The 15,738-nt window shown below is 40.5% G+C and carries 14 protein-coding genes and 1 pseudogene; 11 read left to right on the forward strand and 4 right to left on the reverse strand.

The features are described 5' to 3' along the window. Window positions 1–64 precede the first annotated feature (64 nt). The gene (locus RMX69_RS13665; protein ID WP_289797692.1) at window positions 65–403 is read left to right on the forward strand and encodes an NIL domain-containing protein; all 339 of its coding nucleotides are present in this window, start codon (window positions 65–67) and stop codon (window positions 401–403) included. Window positions 404–528: 125 nt separating this feature from the next. Here the strand turns inward: RMX69_RS13665 and RMX69_RS13670 are convergent, their stop codons facing one another. Both RMX69_RS13670 and cysE read right to left on the reverse strand, forming a co-directional pair. Next, window positions 529–1,119, reverse strand: a complete 591-nt coding sequence (locus RMX69_RS13670; RefSeq protein WP_289797691.1) for a Crp/Fnr family transcriptional regulator — start codon at window positions 1,117–1,119, stop codon at window positions 529–531. A 348-nt stretch (window positions 1,120–1,467) separates the two neighbouring features. Further along, window positions 1,468–2,193, reverse strand: a complete 726-nt coding sequence (gene cysE / locus RMX69_RS13675; RefSeq protein WP_409880231.1) for a serine O-acetyltransferase — start codon at window positions 2,191–2,193, stop codon at window positions 1,468–1,470. A gap of 225 nt (window positions 2,194–2,418) precedes the next feature. On the opposite strand from cysE, the gene RMX69_RS13680 reads away from it, so the two are divergent. Both RMX69_RS13680 and cysK read left to right on the forward strand, forming a co-directional pair. Further along, the gene (locus RMX69_RS13680) at window positions 2,419–2,889 is read left to right on the forward strand and encodes an RrF2 family transcriptional regulator (RefSeq protein WP_289797690.1); all 471 of its coding nucleotides are present in this window, start codon (window positions 2,419–2,421) and stop codon (window positions 2,887–2,889) included. A gap of 18 nt (window positions 2,890–2,907) precedes the next feature. Further along, window positions 2,908–3,870 (forward strand): cysteine synthase A, encoded by a 963-nt coding sequence (gene cysK / locus RMX69_RS13685; protein ID WP_289797689.1) that lies wholly within the window; start codon window positions 2,908–2,910, stop codon window positions 3,868–3,870. A 249-nt stretch (window positions 3,871–4,119) separates the two neighbouring features. Here the strand turns inward: cysK and RMX69_RS13690 are convergent, their stop codons facing one another. Further along, window positions 4,120–4,806, reverse strand: coding sequence for a cadmium resistance transporter (locus RMX69_RS13690; protein WP_322637761.1), 687 nt, complete (start codon window positions 4,804–4,806; stop codon window positions 4,120–4,122). Window positions 4,807–5,084: 278 nt separating this feature from the next. On the opposite strand from RMX69_RS13690, the gene RMX69_RS13695 reads away from it, so the two are divergent. After that, a complete protein-coding gene (locus RMX69_RS13695) occupies window positions 5,085–5,747 on the forward strand; it encodes a cadmium resistance transporter (protein WP_322637762.1) in 663 nt (220 codons plus the stop codon). Between the two features lie 204 nt (window positions 5,748–5,951). Then, window positions 5,952–6,992, forward strand: coding sequence for a hypothetical protein (locus RMX69_RS13700; RefSeq protein ID WP_322637763.1), 1,041 nt, complete (start codon window positions 5,952–5,954; stop codon window positions 6,990–6,992). Window positions 6,993–7,035: 43 nt separating this feature from the next. On the opposite strand, the gene RMX69_RS13705 is transcribed toward RMX69_RS13700, so the two are convergent. Continuing rightward, entirely contained in the window at window positions 7,036–7,833 is a 798-nt protein-coding gene (locus RMX69_RS13705; protein WP_322637764.1) for a sulfite exporter TauE/SafE family protein, read from the reverse strand. Between the two features lie 651 nt (window positions 7,834–8,484). Here RMX69_RS13705 and RMX69_RS13710 point away from each other — a divergent pair. The 6 genes and pseudogenes from RMX69_RS13710 to RMX69_RS13735 all read left to right on the forward strand — a co-directional run. Then, window positions 8,485–8,648, forward strand: a pseudogene (locus tag RMX69_RS13710) (NADH-dependent alcohol dehydrogenase); the annotation flags it as partial. A gap of 160 nt (window positions 8,649–8,808) precedes the next feature. Further along, the gene (locus tag RMX69_RS13715) at window positions 8,809–9,396 is read left to right on the forward strand and encodes a TetR/AcrR family transcriptional regulator (protein WP_322637765.1); all 588 of its coding nucleotides are present in this window, start codon (window positions 8,809–8,811) and stop codon (window positions 9,394–9,396) included. Window positions 9,397–9,437: 41 nt separating this feature from the next. Further along, window positions 9,438–9,881 carry an acyl-CoA thioesterase gene (locus RMX69_RS13720; RefSeq protein WP_289797685.1) on the forward strand — a complete coding sequence of 148 codons (444 nt, stop codon included), beginning with the start codon at window positions 9,438–9,440 and terminating at the stop codon, window positions 9,879–9,881. Between the two features lie 1,008 nt (window positions 9,882–10,889). Beyond that, complete coding sequence (locus tag RMX69_RS13725) at window positions 10,890–11,720, forward strand: phytoene/squalene synthase family protein (RefSeq protein ID WP_289797684.1); 831 nt, start codon at window positions 10,890–10,892, stop codon at window positions 11,718–11,720. A 491-nt stretch (window positions 11,721–12,211) separates the two neighbouring features. After that, the gene (locus tag RMX69_RS13730; protein ID WP_289797683.1) at window positions 12,212–13,807 is read left to right on the forward strand and encodes a serine/threonine-protein kinase; all 1,596 of its coding nucleotides are present in this window, start codon (window positions 12,212–12,214) and stop codon (window positions 13,805–13,807) included. A gap of 695 nt (window positions 13,808–14,502) precedes the next feature. Then, window positions 14,503–15,261: an FHA domain-containing protein gene (locus RMX69_RS13735; RefSeq protein ID WP_322637766.1), complete on the forward strand. Its 759-nt coding sequence runs from the start codon at window positions 14,503–14,505 to the stop codon at window positions 15,259–15,261. Window positions 15,262–15,738: the final 477 nt, after the last annotated feature.

A 15,738-nucleotide genomic window follows, 5' to 3' on the forward strand; every position in this document is an offset into this window, starting at 1 on the left:
CGTAGCCGAAATGAGCCGAAGTGCGGGCTACGCCTACGCTAATTAATAAAATCATCATTATCCAATGTCAGTACTAAATAACCAAAAAACCAATTCCCAAAACAGATTATCACTGGTTTCTTCAGTTTCTGAAAAAAGCCAAGTCACTCAGATTCGTCTGCGAATACATATTCCCAAATGCTATCTGCAAGCGCCCGTGATTTCGCAGTTAATTTCTACTTGTGGCTTGGTGGTTAATATTACCAGGGCTATGCTACAACCAAATACAGATCAAGAAGGATGCTTTGACATCGAACTGCGGGGAACAGTGCCACAAATTTCTCGCGGTTTAGCTTACCTAGAATCCCTGAATCTTAGAATTGTGGGTAAGCCGAATGCTGACGGCGATAGCTGGTTTTACTGAAATACAGCAGAATTCAGAATACAGAATGGGCTACGCCCCGCTGCGCTAACAGGAGTAAAACACGCTTTATACCTGGGTAACAGACTTAGCTTGTATACCTCACTTTCCTTGAAATCTGCTGTAATTTAAATTTCGTAGTACCAAATTTCTTCTTCTTTTAAGACAATTCGATGTAAGGAGAGACGATCGATCAAGCCCTCTTGTTCAAACTGCCCAAGAACACGAGTGATAGTCACACGAGTTGAACCGAGCATTTCCGCCAGGTCTTCATGAGTCAGACGCATATCTATTAAACGTCCCTTCTCAACTTCCGAACCAAACTTTTTGGATAACCATGCCAACAGCTTGATGAGCATAGTATCCACTTTTTTATGGCTACGAATAATCATCAATTCTTGAGCCTGTTGGATATGGGCCAGTAGAGTCTCTGTTAGTTCAGTCCACTCCTCTACAGGTAAAACTGTTGCCTCCACTTTGGTTAGGCATTCCATCTGATAAGGTTCTAATTTTGACAATCTCTTACCAACGACATCTCCAGGGCCCCACAATCCTAAAGCAACGGTTGTACCATCTTCTAGATAGCTAAAAGTTCTCACAAAACCCGTTTCAATCTTCCAAAGGTCATTATGATGCTCTGGCAGAAATGACCTACGGGCAAAAAGTTGCTTAGTATTGTTACTGCTTGAACTAGATAAGTTTGTGTACAAAGACAGCATATTATATAAAACTATTCTCCGATAAATTAACCGTAGTATTACATTTATATCAGGTTATAAGAACCTATGGATATTTTAAAGAGGAGAGTGGGGAGTGAAGAAGGGAATAGGGTACAGGGTAAAGGTTACAGGGTACAGATAATTCCCTATCACCACATATTTGGGTGTGAAGCCCCGTGCTTCACGCAATGCTTTAAAGTAATGAGTAAGGAGTAATGAGTTTCATAGTGGATGAAAAATGGGTATTTACTCATTACTTATTACTTGTTACTCATTACTCCAGAATCACCGCGCCTTTAGGTCGGTGAGGATGTCAACTGTCACCTGTCACCTCTCCCCCTCCATTCCCTAAATTCCCGCACCATCAAGAAAATCTTCAATCATCCCATCAGAATTTTTGCTTTTAGGGTTATTGGTTTGTTCGTCTCCAAGTTCAGTTGGAGACAAACTAGATTGTTCCAACTGCTCGAACTGTTTCTCTAGAGCCTTGACACGTTCAAATAAAGCGCGGATTACCTCAGCTTCTACGTCGCGGACTTTATCATGATCCAGAACGCTGCTAGACGAGTTATTCTGACGAGTTACGCGCCCTGGAATCCCAACTACAGTAGTGTTACTGGGGACATCTCGTAGCACTACAGAACCGGCTCCTATACGGACGCGATCGCCAATTTGAATATTTCCCAATACTTTCGCACCCGCTCCCACAACCACATGAGAGCCTAAAGTTGGATGGCGTTTACCGCTTTCTTTCCCAGTCCCGCCAAGGGTGACACCTTGATAAATCAGAGCATAGTCGCCCACGATCGCAGTCTCGCCAATCACTACTCCCATACCGTGGTCAATAAACACTCCCTGGCCAATTAATGCCCCAGGATGAATTTCAATTCCGGTTAAAAACCTACTAATATGAGAGATGAATCTTGGTATGAACGGAATTCCAATTTTATAGAGCCAGTGCGCCAATCGATGAAACACTAGAGCTTGGAGTCCAGGGTAACAGAACAATACTTCTAGCCAGTTACGGGCTGCTGGATCACGCTCAAAAATGGTTCGCAAATCAGTTATTAGCATACTCTGTTGAGATTTTTGTTGGTAGGTGAGGCTCTGAAAACAGAAACTCAGGATAATTCCCAGAAAAAGATCGAGTTCTTTATGGGAATTGTGTAATATCAAAATCTACGGTAATTCGATAGAGTATAGTGTTTTTGTGGATAATAAGTGGGATGCTATCACATTCCACAGTTGAAAAAAATTAATTTCGCATAAACTGCGATATGTCTCTCAATTCACCGTAGTATGTTGAGTACAGTGTTGAATAGCCAAAACTACGCTCTCTTGGATCTGTCTTCCAAAGTGGAATACGCATTGCTGGCACTATTAGAACTGGCAAGCCACCACGGAAAAAAACTTCCTTTAACCATGAGCGAGATTACTGCCAAGCAACCCATACCTGAGCGCTATCTGGAACAAATTTTGACCAACCTCCGGCGTGCTGGTGTGGTGCAGAGTCAACGCGGATCTAAAGGAGGTTTCGTTTTAGTTCGGGAACCTTGGCAGATTACAATACTTGAAATTGTCACTTTGGTTGAAGGCGAGCGGAAAGAGAAAGATACCTCTAACTCTCCGACTCTGGAAAAGACTCTGGTTTATGAAGTTTGGGAGCAAGCTAACGCTGCCTCGATAGAAGTTTTGGGTCGTTATACACTCCAAGACTTGTGCGAGGAAAGAGAAACTCGCGCCCAGCAGAGTCCAATGTATTATATTTAGTCACGACGGAGTACCCACATGCGGATAGCGAAAGATATCACAGAGTTAATCGGCCGAACTCCTTTAGTTCAATTAAACAAAATTCCCCAAGCTTCAGGAGCGGTTGCTCGGATTGTGGTGAAGCTAGAAAGCATGAATCCAGCATCTTCTGTGAAAGACCGGATTGGCGCGAGTATGGTGGAAGCGGCAGAAGAAGCAGGCTTGATTCACCCCGGAAAAACTGTTTTAGTAGAGCCGACTTCTGGAAATACAGGAATTGCGCTAGCGATGGTGGCAGCCGCTAAGGGGTACCATCTCATTCTAACGATGCCTGACACAATGAGCCACGAAAGACGATCCATGCTCAAAGCTTATGGCGCTCAACTAGAGTTAACACCAGGGGTAGAAGGGATGCGAGGAGCGATCGCTCATGCAGAGGAGCTTGTAGCTAAAACGCCCAATGCCTATATGTTGCAGCAGTTCCGCAACCCCGCCAACCCGAAAGTTCACGCCGAAACCACAGCCGAAGAAATTTGGAATGATACCGATGGAGAGGTAGATATTCTCGTGGCGGGAGTGGGTACTGGTGGGACGATTACGGGAGTTTCAGAAGTTATTAAAAAACGGAAGCCGAGTTTTAAAGCGATCGCAGTTGAACCAAGCAACAGTCCGGTATTAGCAGGTGGTAAATCAGGACCTCACAAAATTCAAGGTATCGGCGCGGGATTTGTCCCAGCAATTTACCGTCCAGATGTGGTAGATGAAGTGATCCAGGTAGCGGATGAGCAAGCGATCGCTTACAGCCGTCGCCTAGCAAAAGAAGAAGGATTGCTATCGGGGATTTCGACTGGCGCTGCTTTATATGCAGCTATTCAAGTGGCACAACGGCCAGAAAATGCAGGTCGCCTCATCGTCATGGTGCAGCCTAGCTTTGGCGAACGCTACCTCAGTACCTCACTATTCAAAGACCCAGAGGAGAATGAGTGGTTGAGTAAAGTTTGATTTCTTATAGTTAAGTAAGCATTCTCAGGATAAAACTCTTAATGAGGCAACTTAGAATCTTGAATTAAATAAGTTCCAGGATTAGATAGGGGCGGGTTTCCTCGATATAGTTGCGCAACTGTTAATTAGATCGTCAAATCTGCCCTTCCTTACAGTTTGGGGAGTTATTTAATCCTGATTCCTTCCTTTCGCAAATTTCCGCCACGCCCGTCTTACTGGTTACATTCATTTACTAGAATTTTCGCCAATTTAATCGGTAATTTCATTATTTTTCACCAAAATTATCAAACAGATGCTACTAGCAGCTAGCTTTATTGGACTTAAAGCTTCGCTTTTTAATACAATAAAAATGCCTAATCCGATCAGAACGAAAGGCACAAGATTATTAACGTAGTGAGTAAATAGTTCAGCTATAAATCTGTTGTTAATTAATTTATATGCAGCGTAGCACCAAACTCCTAACAAGAGAAAAAATAATCCGATAATTACCAAAAAACTCTCTAAGTTGCAGCTAGCAAATAAAGGCACGTAGACACTAATATTATCGCTACCATTGGCAATTGTAACGGCTGCCACACTATAAGCTTGGGGAGAAAAAAAGCTAGAAATTGTTGATGCTTCAGCTTCTTCTGTGGTAGCTATAATTTCTTGTGATGAATCTTCTTCCCGATTCACTAAGCTACTGATACCTATGGACATTGGTAGTAAACCAAGTAATCCAATCCAGTTTTTTGATAAAACTAACCCACCAAATAAACCCGGAAGACTAAGGATTAACAGAACTGTAAAACCGAGAAACTGACCAGCAACTATATGTCGGGGGCGAAACTTAGCACTTATTTGAGAAAAAAATAATAATAAAATGACAATATCATCAATGTTAGTGGCAATGAACGCAATTAACCCTGTAGTAATTGCAGTAACTAACTCGTTCATATTTTAAGATAAAGAAGAATTGAGGAGTCAGTAATAATTACTGTGTCATTTTAAATCTAAGTTGTACCAGAAGGTTAAAATAATTCGTGATTGATAATGACGCGCGAGTATTTCGTCAATAATTACGAATTACGTTAGCGTAGCGGTAGCAAGAAACGAGCGTCATTACGAATTACGAATTACGAACTTGTACTGAGCGTAGTCGAAGTATTACGAATTACGAATTACGAATGAGTGAATTTGGTATGGTGGTAAATCGTAGATTCTAAAAATCCAGCATGAGTCAGCTAGGGACAGCTTTCAGTGAAGGGATAATTGCCTTCATCGCCACTAACATAGATGACATCATTATCTTGTTAATTTTTTTTTCACAGGTAGATGTTAACTTTCGGCGGCGGCATATCTTACTCGGTCAATATCTGGGTTTTACAGCCATTATCATCGCCAGCTTACCAGGATTTTTTGGTGGATTGGTTGTACAACGGGAATGGATAGGATTGCTAGGACTACTACCAATAGCAATTGGTATTCAGCAATTAATATCTAGAAAAGAAGAAACAATCACACTTCAGACAGTCAGTAGTGATTTTAGAGAGCCTACACCTACGAACCCAGTATTATCTTTTATTTTGAGTATTTTGCACCCCCAAACCTATAAAGTGGCAGCAGTAACGATCGCAAATGGTGGTGACAATATTAGTATATATATCCCTTTGTTCGCTGGTCATGACCTTACTAGTTTGGGAGTAATTTTAAGTATATTTTTTATCATGGTAGGGGTTTGGTGTGCGATCGCTTATTTTTTAAGCCGTCAACCTACCATTGCTAATATTTTAAGTCGCTACGGTAAAGCTGTTGTACCTTTTGTGTTAATTGGCTTGGGTCTGTTCATTATGTATGAACGAGGTACATTCACTCTACTACCTTGGGTGAGAAGTTAATCAACGTTGGATATTGAATGCTGGATTTGAGATTCAACGATGAAAGTTCCAATCTTAAATCTAAAATTTGTTATAGAAATACGCACAAAATCCTTAGTGTTCGATGTTCAGAGAAAAACTTTTTGTTTACCAATTCTTAACCAAAACGTATTTTTAACATCAATATAATAAACAATGATTTTTTCAATCATTGGAAGCTGTATCATGCAATACTCCATGATCTCTGCGATTGGGCGCAGTTATATCCGTTTTTGCCCAAGCATTCAACCTGTTTTTTGTCTGATTTCAATGATTGCCCCGTTTTTGTACTTTAACTCAGCACAAGCGCAGATAATCGGAGAAGATATCACTTCAATTACTACTGACACTGCTTCGTTTCCTACTATATCTATTACCAAAGTTGCAGGTGACAGCGAATTTGCAGGCAATACTTTTACTCTCAACTTCGGGGGGCAAATTGAATCAATTACAGGATTGACAACCACAGAAGGTAGCACAACATTTAGATCCATCCCTGCTTTTGTGCAGATTCGTCGTAACCCCGCCACAGATGACAGAAAGCTAGCTTACTACAGAGGCAGTTTCGACTCCTCGTCTAAGACCTTTAACTTTCTCAGTTTGGGTCCACTTCCAGAAAAAACGCTGTTTAGTATTAACAATATCTTGGCAGGCCCAGATAACGTTTTTACTAACATAGGTGCAAATTTAGGCGGCACACCTTACAACGGTAACGCTAGTATCGAGCGGCTTGACTTTGTACTGGTTAGACCTGTGAAGGCGAGTAATAAAATTCGCTTTACCGTCTTCGAGCGTGGATTACCTACTGGACATGATGGTTTCGGTATTGCGGCGATTACAAGTGTGGATAAACATGGAAATCCTACTTCCTATGGGCCGATTTACGTGATAGCAGCTTCCACCTGGGGTAAAACACCGTTACAAGACCCCATTCCACAATATTATTTCCTGAACAATGCTGCCAAAAATAATCGGGAAATTCCCATAAACCCTGCACTCACTATTCCACCGAATCAAGTTTTAGGAGGTCTTCTGATTCGCACCGACGAACTCGTGTCGCAAGGAAAAAAAGTCTACGGCTACTCGCTGTTTGCCCCTGATGTTACTTGCACTCCCAAAACACTGCTGAATGTCGCTAATTCTTGTTTTCCTACGAATACTGGAACGAACGGAGGGATAGATTTAGCCGCACCTAATCTCGGTGCTGTCTTTTTGGAGAGTCAGTAAGGAGCAAAAAACTTTTACAACCACACTCTATTATTGAGTCCTGTTAAACCTGATGAACCAATTTCCAACTTACCATCATCAAAATGGCATAAATAATAAACCGTAGTGGGCGTTGCGGAGCTACCTGGCAGATTTTAGCGCCTAGTAACACCCCAGGCACAGAGCCTAGCCATATAGGCAGTACCAAACTCCAATCAACTGTTCCCAGGCTAAGATGACCAAGGGCTGTAAACAGCAGTAAAATCGCTGCGTGTGAAATATCTGTACCCACTAACTTTCGTGCATCAAGGCGGAAAAACCCAATCAGCACTAGGGCAAACATTGAACCTGATGAGACGCTAGTTAGACCGACAAAACAGCCTAAAATTGCTCCCAATGTGATTGTTAAGAAGCGACCAAAGTTAGTTTCTAAGTCTAACTTTGGCAGTTCGGGTAAATTAAATTTGGGGAAAAAAGTCAATAACAACAATTGCACTAGTGCTAACACAGTGACTAGCAAAATCATCCCGCCAAGCAAACGGAGCAAGATATTATCCAGGCTATATTCACCTGTATGTTTAATGAAGTGCAAAATCCCCACTCCGAACAATGAACCTGGAACACTTCCAAAGGCCAGCCATTTGACAACTTCTATGTCGAGGGTTTTCTGTTCCCAATGCTTGACGCTACCAACAATTTTCATCAAAGTGGCGGCCACAACATCAGAACTCACAGCGATAGAAGGCGGAACCTGAAAAATAAAAATCAACATTGGGGTGATGAGAGACGCTCCACCAATTCCCGTCAAACCAACGATGATTCCAACAAAAAAGCTTAAGAACGGTAGTAATAGATAGTGCATACTCTTCGGGGGTTTCAACAATTAGTTATCAGTTATCAAAGTCCTGTTGAGTCTCCCACTTCTATAAGTGAGCAGCGTCGGTAAGGGTTGATTAATTTCCCAAACGAAGCCTTGATAACTGTTCACTGACTTAACTACGAGCAGTTAGAGAGCAAAAACTCAGCCAAATCTATAGCCCAGTGGTAGACAGGGCTAGTTATGACAAGTTATTGCGTTTCTCAAGGATTCCTGGACAACTCAAAACCTGTGTGGAAGTTTTTGTAAGCATGACGACTGGCGTTTAGCTCAAGCAGACTTTGATAACTGCTTATTAGTCAGTCGTTCTGCCAAACTCAACTTCTAACTAGGTTTTTCTGCGGTTTTACATATAAAATCTCGTAAGACTATGTACTTACCGTATTTTACTCGTAAGTATGATTAAACGTCCAGCGTATTCGCGTTGTATATCGCTCAATTATCTGGATAATACACCGCAGTCAGTCAAACTCCCTACGGACTGGTTGCTCAAAAATTTACCTACAAGTTAGTAAGCATAAGGATAATTCCAAACTTTGTAGAGACGCGATATATCGCATTATGCTGCAATTAGGCAACATCCTGAAAGTGATTACAATACTCAAGGTCAATTTCGATTCCCTAGTTTAATGACTCATGGAAAACTTTGTTTTTTGCAATCAAGTCAAAATTCTGTTTGGCAAAGGTCAAATCGCCAACATTGCTGCTGAAATTCCTGATAATGCCAAAATCCTGATTAATTATGGTGGGGTAGCATCAAAACTAACGGCGTCTATAACCAGGTGAAGTCTGCATTGGCAAACTTTGGCTATAGCCAATGCCTAGTTCTTTACTCAGTGTTGAAAAAATATTGACTTACAAGCAACTATCATGATATTTTAAATCAGACCATTCGGTCGGTAATATTTAATTTACAGCAATTTTCAATTCAATCAACTCCCTACTATCAAAATCGCTGTAATGTCCAAAGGCGAAGAAACAAAAACCAGAATTCTTGAGCAAGCAGCCGAACTGTTTAATCAACAGGGGTATGCAGGTTCATCGATGTCAGACATTATGCGTGTAACTGGATTGCAGAAAGGAGGAATTTACAATCACTTCCAAAGCAAAGATGATCTCGCACTACAGGCTTTTGATTTTGCGATCGCTCGCATTAAGCAGCATACTAGATTTGTATTACGAAGCAAACACCACGCAGTAGAACGTCTGCAAGCAATCATTGCGGTGTTTAGTAGCTTCGCAGAAAATCCACCGATTAAAGGAGGGTGTCCACTGCTGAATACTGCTGTGGAAAGTGATGATGCTCATCCGGCGTTGCGAGAACGTGCTCAACGAGCAATGAACTCTTGGCTACATCTAATTTGTCGAATTATTGAAAAAGGAATTGAAAAGGGTGAAATTCGCTCTGAAGTGAGTGCTGATGAAATTGCTACCATCATAATTGCAACACTGGAAGGAGGCATAATGATGAGCAAGCTATATGGAGATTCAATTCATATTCATAGGGTAATTAATCACCTAAATCAATACTTGAAAACTTCTCTTTAATTGAACAGTCCGAGCAGTATTAAAAAATCTCAAGAGAAATAATGCTAGTAAATAACAACTTACATAGACCATTAGAAGTAGTATTAGCAATTCCTGTCAAAACATACGACATTGATTTTATGGGAATTGTGAGTAATATCGTGTATATCAGATGGTTAGAGGATTTACGTCTAAAGTTTTTAGATGAACATTGGCAACTCAATCAACAAATTGAACAAGGATATACACCAATTCTAGCTGGAACAGAGATTGAATATAAACGTCCAATAAAGATTATTGATAAAGTGATTGGACGTTTATGGCTGAGTGGTTTAGGACGCTTAAAGTGGACTGTGAAAGCTGAAATTTTATCTAACAATGAGTTAGCAGCAGTGGCTAGCCAGAAGGGTGGTTTTGTCAGTCTGGAAAATAATCGTCTTATTCCCATTCCAGAGGAATTACAGAAAAAATATTTACAGTATCAACAAGGGATTCAGAAAATTTAATAATTAGGAATACTTCGATATTTTTTTAATTTTTTACAGACTATTCGGTTTGTTTTTGTATAAACATAATCTGGACTATAGCAGTCCTAAATCATTGATGTTTCCCTTTAATACCCTCTTTGCAAGCGGAGCTAGCGTGTATATAAGTCGAAAAAAGCCCGATTTCCTATTGTCTTCTCATTCCATACTCTGCATGGGAATGAGGATGACCTCATCAGGCTTAGATTTTTAGGACTTGTGTCTGCACTGTAGATAAGCGGTCAGTGAGACGAAGTGTAGCTTAAGCTCTTTGGGGTTATTCGGGTTTAATAAGTAATCAGGCGGACATGATATGAGAGGTCAAATATTCACAAATATTGTGTTGAGTGGGTAAACAGCCAACTTTTTTATTGTCAATCTCGTAAATATACGGGAACTTCTTGTTCTGAGTTTTGGTCACTTTATGTCACTTTGAACAGCAAGACCGTTCTGACTCCAATCAATTAGGTATAGTCGAACTCAGGCATTGCAGCCTTATATGTCGTCCAATTTAACTCACCCTAACTCTTCGGTAAACCACTGTACCCATCCAAAGGTATGTACAAATGCTATTATCCGTTGTCAGCTTTTCCTGAATTGTCTTTATATATACAATAATTACACTTTGTTAGTCAGATTAACGCAGACTTAAAGCACTTTCAAATCGCTAAAATGGATGTTTGCTTATGGAAAAATTTCGTAATATCCAACCAAATATTACCATAATTCTTTATATGTATACTAAAAGTTTATGAAAGCTATATCAAACGACACTTCAAACACTTTTGCACCCAAAAACCTCTATACTAGACTAAACTTTGATAAATTTGAGAGTTTTGTTAATTGCAATACCAAAAACTATCAATTTTTAGATGAAATACTAGCGTATCTTATAGTCTATAGTTTTTAAGGTTTAGTCAAAACTATATCCAGTATCATCAAAAAACTGCAAACTTCATGTGGTGCAAAAATCAAGTGGGGAGTGAAAACATGAATTTACGTAGAGATGCATTGCAAATCCTCAAAGAAACTAGCCGAACTTTTTATATCCCAATTAGTGTTTTACCGCCAGGATTGCAAGAAGCAGTAGCATCAGCATATTTGTGTATGCGTGCCATTGATGAAATTGAAGATCATCCCGAACTAGATAATGCTACTAAAGCCAAGCTGTTAAGAACCATTAGCCTGACATTGCAAGCAGGAGTTGATGGTTTTGCGGTAGATGCTTTCTTTGCAGGATTTAGTGGGTATGAGAATTCATTAGCAGAAGTCACTTTGAGGATTAGAGAATGGTCACTGCTAGCACCAGACACCATTGCACCTCGAATTTGGGATGCCACTGCTGCAATGGCAGACCGGATGGCTTATTGGGCAGAAAAAAACTGGAAAATTTATACAGAATCTGATTTAGATCGTTATACCTTTGGAGTTGCAGGTGCAGTGGGACTGTTACTTTCTGATTTATGGACTTGGTATGATGGAACACAAACGAACCGTATCCAGGCGATTGGTTTTGGTCGGGGTTTACAAGCAGTCAATATCCTGCGTAACCACACTGAAGATTTGGGGCGTGGAGTAGAATTCTTCCCAGAAGGTTGGAGTGCAGAAAATATGCAAGAGTATGCCCGACGCAATATCGGGCTGGCCGAAGCTTATATCAAAGACCTTCCTACCGGGCCAGCCTTAGATTTTTGTCAAATCCCCTTCACCTTGGCAAATGGCACTCTTGACGCCCTTGCTAATGGTAAAGAGAAACTCAGCCGCAGTGATGTTTTTGCACTTATCGAACAGCTGACTAGTGTGAACATGAAAGCTAGCTAATAATCTCTTAACGACTGATGGAGATGATTCTAAATTGCCTCCAAATTTGGGCATCCAAAATCCTATAGCGACTTTCTGTAGGGTAGCCAGTGCGGTCTTCTCTACGAGACGCTACGCGATGGGGTTTCCCCAAATATAGTAACTGGCGTTGGGCACTGCCCTCCAATACCTTTTAATACCAAATTATCCCATGCAAAAACCAGATTAAAGCTGATTTTCTGAATGGGATAATAGCGTGATGAACGCCACAAGCCTTGAGAGAGCGTGACTAGGAATTAGGAATTGGTAGAAAGCAGCATAAACAGTATTTGCCAATGTAAGTATAATAAATAATCTTGTTTAGCGATCGCTTTAGGTAATCTCAGTTAAACTTTAGGAACTCTTCAAAGGATTTCCAGCAGAAATTACCTGGCAAGAGTTGATTAATGTCTAAATAATTGAAAGGGAGTATAACACTCCCCGTGATTATTCGTGCAGCGAGTTGAGAGTGCATGAGCTACTGCTTAAATCCTACCTGTTCCAATCCAGAAAATTTGGTATATAGCCAAAGGTGTCAGTCTTGTGGCTCGCAACTACTGTTGCGCGATCGCTATCAGGTGATCCAACCATTAGGTCAGGGTGGCTTTGGAGCGACCTTCCTAGCCAACGATCAAGGCTTACCAGGAGAACCGAGTTGCGTAATCAAACAATTACGCCCATCAGGAAGCGCCCCACACGTTTTACAGATGGCCAGAGAACTCTTTGAGCGAGAAGCTAAAACTCTCGGTAAGATTGGCAATCATCCCCAAGTACCAAGATTGTTAGACTATTTTGAAGATCACGAGCAATTCTACTTAATTCAAGAATATATCAGTGGTGACACCTTGCAAGAGGAGGTCAAACTTAACGGCATCTTGAGTGAAACTGGAGTCAAGCAATTTTTGAGCGAGATTTTGCCACTATTGCAATACATCCACGATCAAAAGGTGATTCACCGTGATATTAAGCCAGCCAACTTAATCCGCCGCACTCAAGATGCCAGAATGGTACTGATCGACTTTGGTGCCGTCAAAAACCAAATCAGCCAAGGTGCAACAGGCCCATCAGGACAGACAGCATTAACTGCGTATGCAATTGGTACTCCTGGTTTTGCACCTCCAGAGCAAATGGCTATGCGTCCAGTCTACGCCAGTGATATTTATGCATTGGGGGTAACATGCATTTATTTACTGACTAGCAAAACTCCTAAAGATTTAGATTACAATCCCAACACTGGCGAGATGATGTGGGAGCAGCTTGTGCAAGTGAGCGATCACTTGGGCAATGTGTTACGAAAAATGTTAGAGGTGTCTGTACGTAATCGCTATCAGTCAGCGGCAGAAGTTCTCAGAGCATTGGAAATAGAACCATACTTAGATAGTTTAGCAAAGGGTTTGCTGATTAAATCTGATAACGGATCTAAAGAGCGAACACATAACCACCTGGAAAATTCTGCTGTTTTATGTAACAACCCAGCTGCTACCAGCACTGGAGTGGCACAGGTAGCGGCAGCGATTCGTGCTAGACGAGCCAAGGCAGCGGAAGCTGCGGGATTACACCAGGGTTCTGGGATGGCTAAATCAACGACTTTCAGTAGCAACAGCAATAGTTCACAAGGTCAAAATTCTAAAGTTGGGCGGAAGTTAGATACCCAAGGTTTATTAACAGCTTATCTGAAGGGAAGACGAGATTTTGCCTTACACAATTTAAATTTGCTAAATCTGCAAGGTGCTGATTTATCTCAAACAAATTTTCATTCTGCTCAATTGCAAAAAACTAATCTTCAGGGAGCTAATCTTCACAATAGTGACTTTGGCAGAGCCAGTCTGACTCGAGCAAATCTTAAAGATGCTAATTTGAGCAAAGCATACTTTAACCATGCTGATTTAGAAGGAGCAGACTTGAGAGGCGCAGACCTTAGCAATGCTTATCTCAGCAACGCTAACCTCCGAGGAGCTAATTTGTGTGGTGCTAATCTCACCAGTGCTAAAATTTCTGATGAGCAGCTAGCACTAGCAAAAACAAATTGGATGACTGTGCGCCCCAATGGAAAACGAGGCTTGTTATGATTTGAAAGCGTGAACTACCGCAATCTTATAGACGGATGGAATTTCCTAATTCATCGGAAATAGCCTCTTTTGTCGCCATAGTTCTATGCGAATATTTTCCTATATTAGGTTCTAGATTATCCTGATGGATGAATCCTTTTTCTTGAAGTCAATTATTTGAGATTAGCAGAATAGCCTCAACCTCCCTGCTTTTAAGTTCTCCATTTTTATTAATAATTTTAAAACACTCATTTTATCAGAATCACAAGGTTGAACTTTTCTTATATCTGGGAAAATTAGCCCTGATTATTCTCGATAAAAACTTAGATTTATTCAGAATTGACCAAATATGTATAATGTTTAGGTTGAGCCATAGCTATCACTCTCATCAATATTAAGAAATATCCAAATATCTAGCAGAAATACGTAGATATTTGTGAATTCTTCATGAAATCTTTATGATTTTCATCTGTTACAAATAACAAATGATTATTTACAATAAACAATAAAGCATCATAATAATTTTATAAAGATATTTATATGCTTTTTATGGCTATAAATAACAGGGAATCTCACACCTAAAATTTGTAAAATAGAATGATCCTAAACCACTAAATTTTTCAGATGGCAGCAAAAAGCAAAAAATCAATTATTCCTGGTTGTCGGCTGGAGATGTATATTACAACCGAAATCAGGTAGTATAAGGTTTACGTATAATGACTGACTTTGCACAAACGGAAATAGAACGGCGATTAACTTTATATCAAGTATTTCTCAAGTTGTATGAACACCACAGCAGCCTTCTAGATGAAATACTTCAGCTAGAAAACCTATCTCAACCGTCGTTGAGGAGAGTCAAGACGACGGGTTACGTACATGGTGTAGTGGATAGTGCTGCTGTTTATTTGATGACTAACTTGGGCGACAATCAGACTCAGAGTTTACGACAGCCACAACAAATCTGGACGATAGGTCGTAATCGCACCAGTGGTATTTGCATTGCTGACAATCATCTGTCTCGTCGCCACGCTGCTATTCAGCATATTGACGAGCAAGGCTTTTACTTAATTGATTTCAACAGTACCAATGGCTCCTTTGTGAATGGTAATCGTGCTGTTAGGCCGATTAAGCTCAAAGATGGCGATCGCATCCGTCTAGGAAATATGGCTTTTGATTTTTTCGTGACTTCTACCTACCGCGTTCTGCCAACTGTTGCAATGGATTTATTGATGCAGCTTGTGTATCGAAAGAATAATCATACAGTAGACATACTTACTTATTCCCAGAATAGACAAAAATCTCTAATTGAAAAACCAGATTCTAATTTAGAGGCTTTCAAAAATTTCGGCATAGTTGAGAAATTTGACAATTTTTATGACAACTTCAGTTCAGAACAGAAATCAGAAATTTTAGACCGCCTGTCTACCACACAAATACCGTCTAATCCCAGCCAGCTAAAAAATTGTAACTTTTAGCAGTTTTCAATTGTTTGAGGAGTGCTGTTAGCGGTAGCGTGGAATTTAGTTTGTTACTCTGTGCTGAGTAAGAAGGTAAGTTTTGCTGAGGCAGACAAATAGTGAAAGTTAAAAGGGAACTCGTCAAAATATATAAAAAAAATTAAGAATGTGATTAAATATCATAGCAATCATTTTGAAGTAGCATCTCTAGTTCACAATAAAAAGAAAGCGATTCAGAGATTGAGTGAGTAAGTTACGCTCTATCCTGTCAACAGGAGGATACTCAAGGTCTACCAGAGTGATGTACTCCCGGTTATGTGGCTCACCACTACGCGTCTACGGCAAAAAAAACCCCCAGTGGGTGTTAGCCTACTAGGGGAGTTAGTTATCAGGGTGCATCTACCAATTAAGTGTTCTCAGGTTGAAGACCATACTCCGGATAAATTTGTACAAAGGTCAATTATTTTTTAAATAAAAAAACCCCCAGTGGGTGTT

Source organism: Nostoc sp. EspVER01, assembly GCF_034530635.1.
GTDB lineage: Bacteria > Cyanobacteriota > Cyanobacteriia > Cyanobacteriales > Nostocaceae > Nostoc.

What these genes read in the sequence shown, in the direction of transcription:
- RMX69_RS13665 (WP_289797692.1), top strand. Translation starts at nt 65, where the DNA reads ATGTCAGTACTAAATAACCAAAAAACCAATTCCCAAAACAGATTATCA.
- RMX69_RS13670 (WP_289797691.1), bottom strand. Translation starts at nt 1,119, where the DNA reads ATGCTGTCTTTGTACACAAACTTATCTAGTTCAAGCAGTAACAATACT.
- cysE (WP_409880231.1), bottom strand. Translation starts at nt 2,193, where the DNA reads ATGCTAATAACTGATTTGCGAACCATTTTTGAGCGTGATCCAGCAGCC.
- RMX69_RS13680 (WP_289797690.1), top strand. Translation starts at nt 2,419, where the DNA reads ATGTTGAGTACAGTGTTGAATAGCCAAAACTACGCTCTCTTGGATCTG.
- cysK (WP_289797689.1), top strand. Translation starts at nt 2,908, where the DNA reads ATGCGGATAGCGAAAGATATCACAGAGTTAATCGGCCGAACTCCTTTA.
- RMX69_RS13690 (WP_322637761.1), bottom strand. Translation starts at nt 4,806, where the DNA reads ATGAACGAGTTAGTTACTGCAATTACTACAGGGTTAATTGCGTTCATT.
- RMX69_RS13695 (WP_322637762.1), top strand. Translation starts at nt 5,085, where the DNA reads ATGAGTCAGCTAGGGACAGCTTTCAGTGAAGGGATAATTGCCTTCATC.
- RMX69_RS13700 (WP_322637763.1), top strand. Translation starts at nt 5,952, where the DNA reads ATGCAATACTCCATGATCTCTGCGATTGGGCGCAGTTATATCCGTTTT.
- RMX69_RS13705 (WP_322637764.1), bottom strand. Translation starts at nt 7,833, where the DNA reads ATGCACTATCTATTACTACCGTTCTTAAGCTTTTTTGTTGGAATCATC.
- RMX69_RS13715 (WP_322637765.1), top strand. Translation starts at nt 8,809, where the DNA reads ATGTCCAAAGGCGAAGAAACAAAAACCAGAATTCTTGAGCAAGCAGCC.
- RMX69_RS13720 (WP_289797685.1), top strand. Translation starts at nt 9,438, where the DNA reads ATGCTAGTAAATAACAACTTACATAGACCATTAGAAGTAGTATTAGCA.
- RMX69_RS13725 (WP_289797684.1), top strand. Translation starts at nt 10,890, where the DNA reads ATGAATTTACGTAGAGATGCATTGCAAATCCTCAAAGAAACTAGCCGA.
- RMX69_RS13730 (WP_289797683.1), top strand. Translation starts at nt 12,212, where the DNA reads ATGAGCTACTGCTTAAATCCTACCTGTTCCAATCCAGAAAATTTGGTA.
- RMX69_RS13735 (WP_322637766.1), top strand. Translation starts at nt 14,503, where the DNA reads ATGACTGACTTTGCACAAACGGAAATAGAACGGCGATTAACTTTATAT.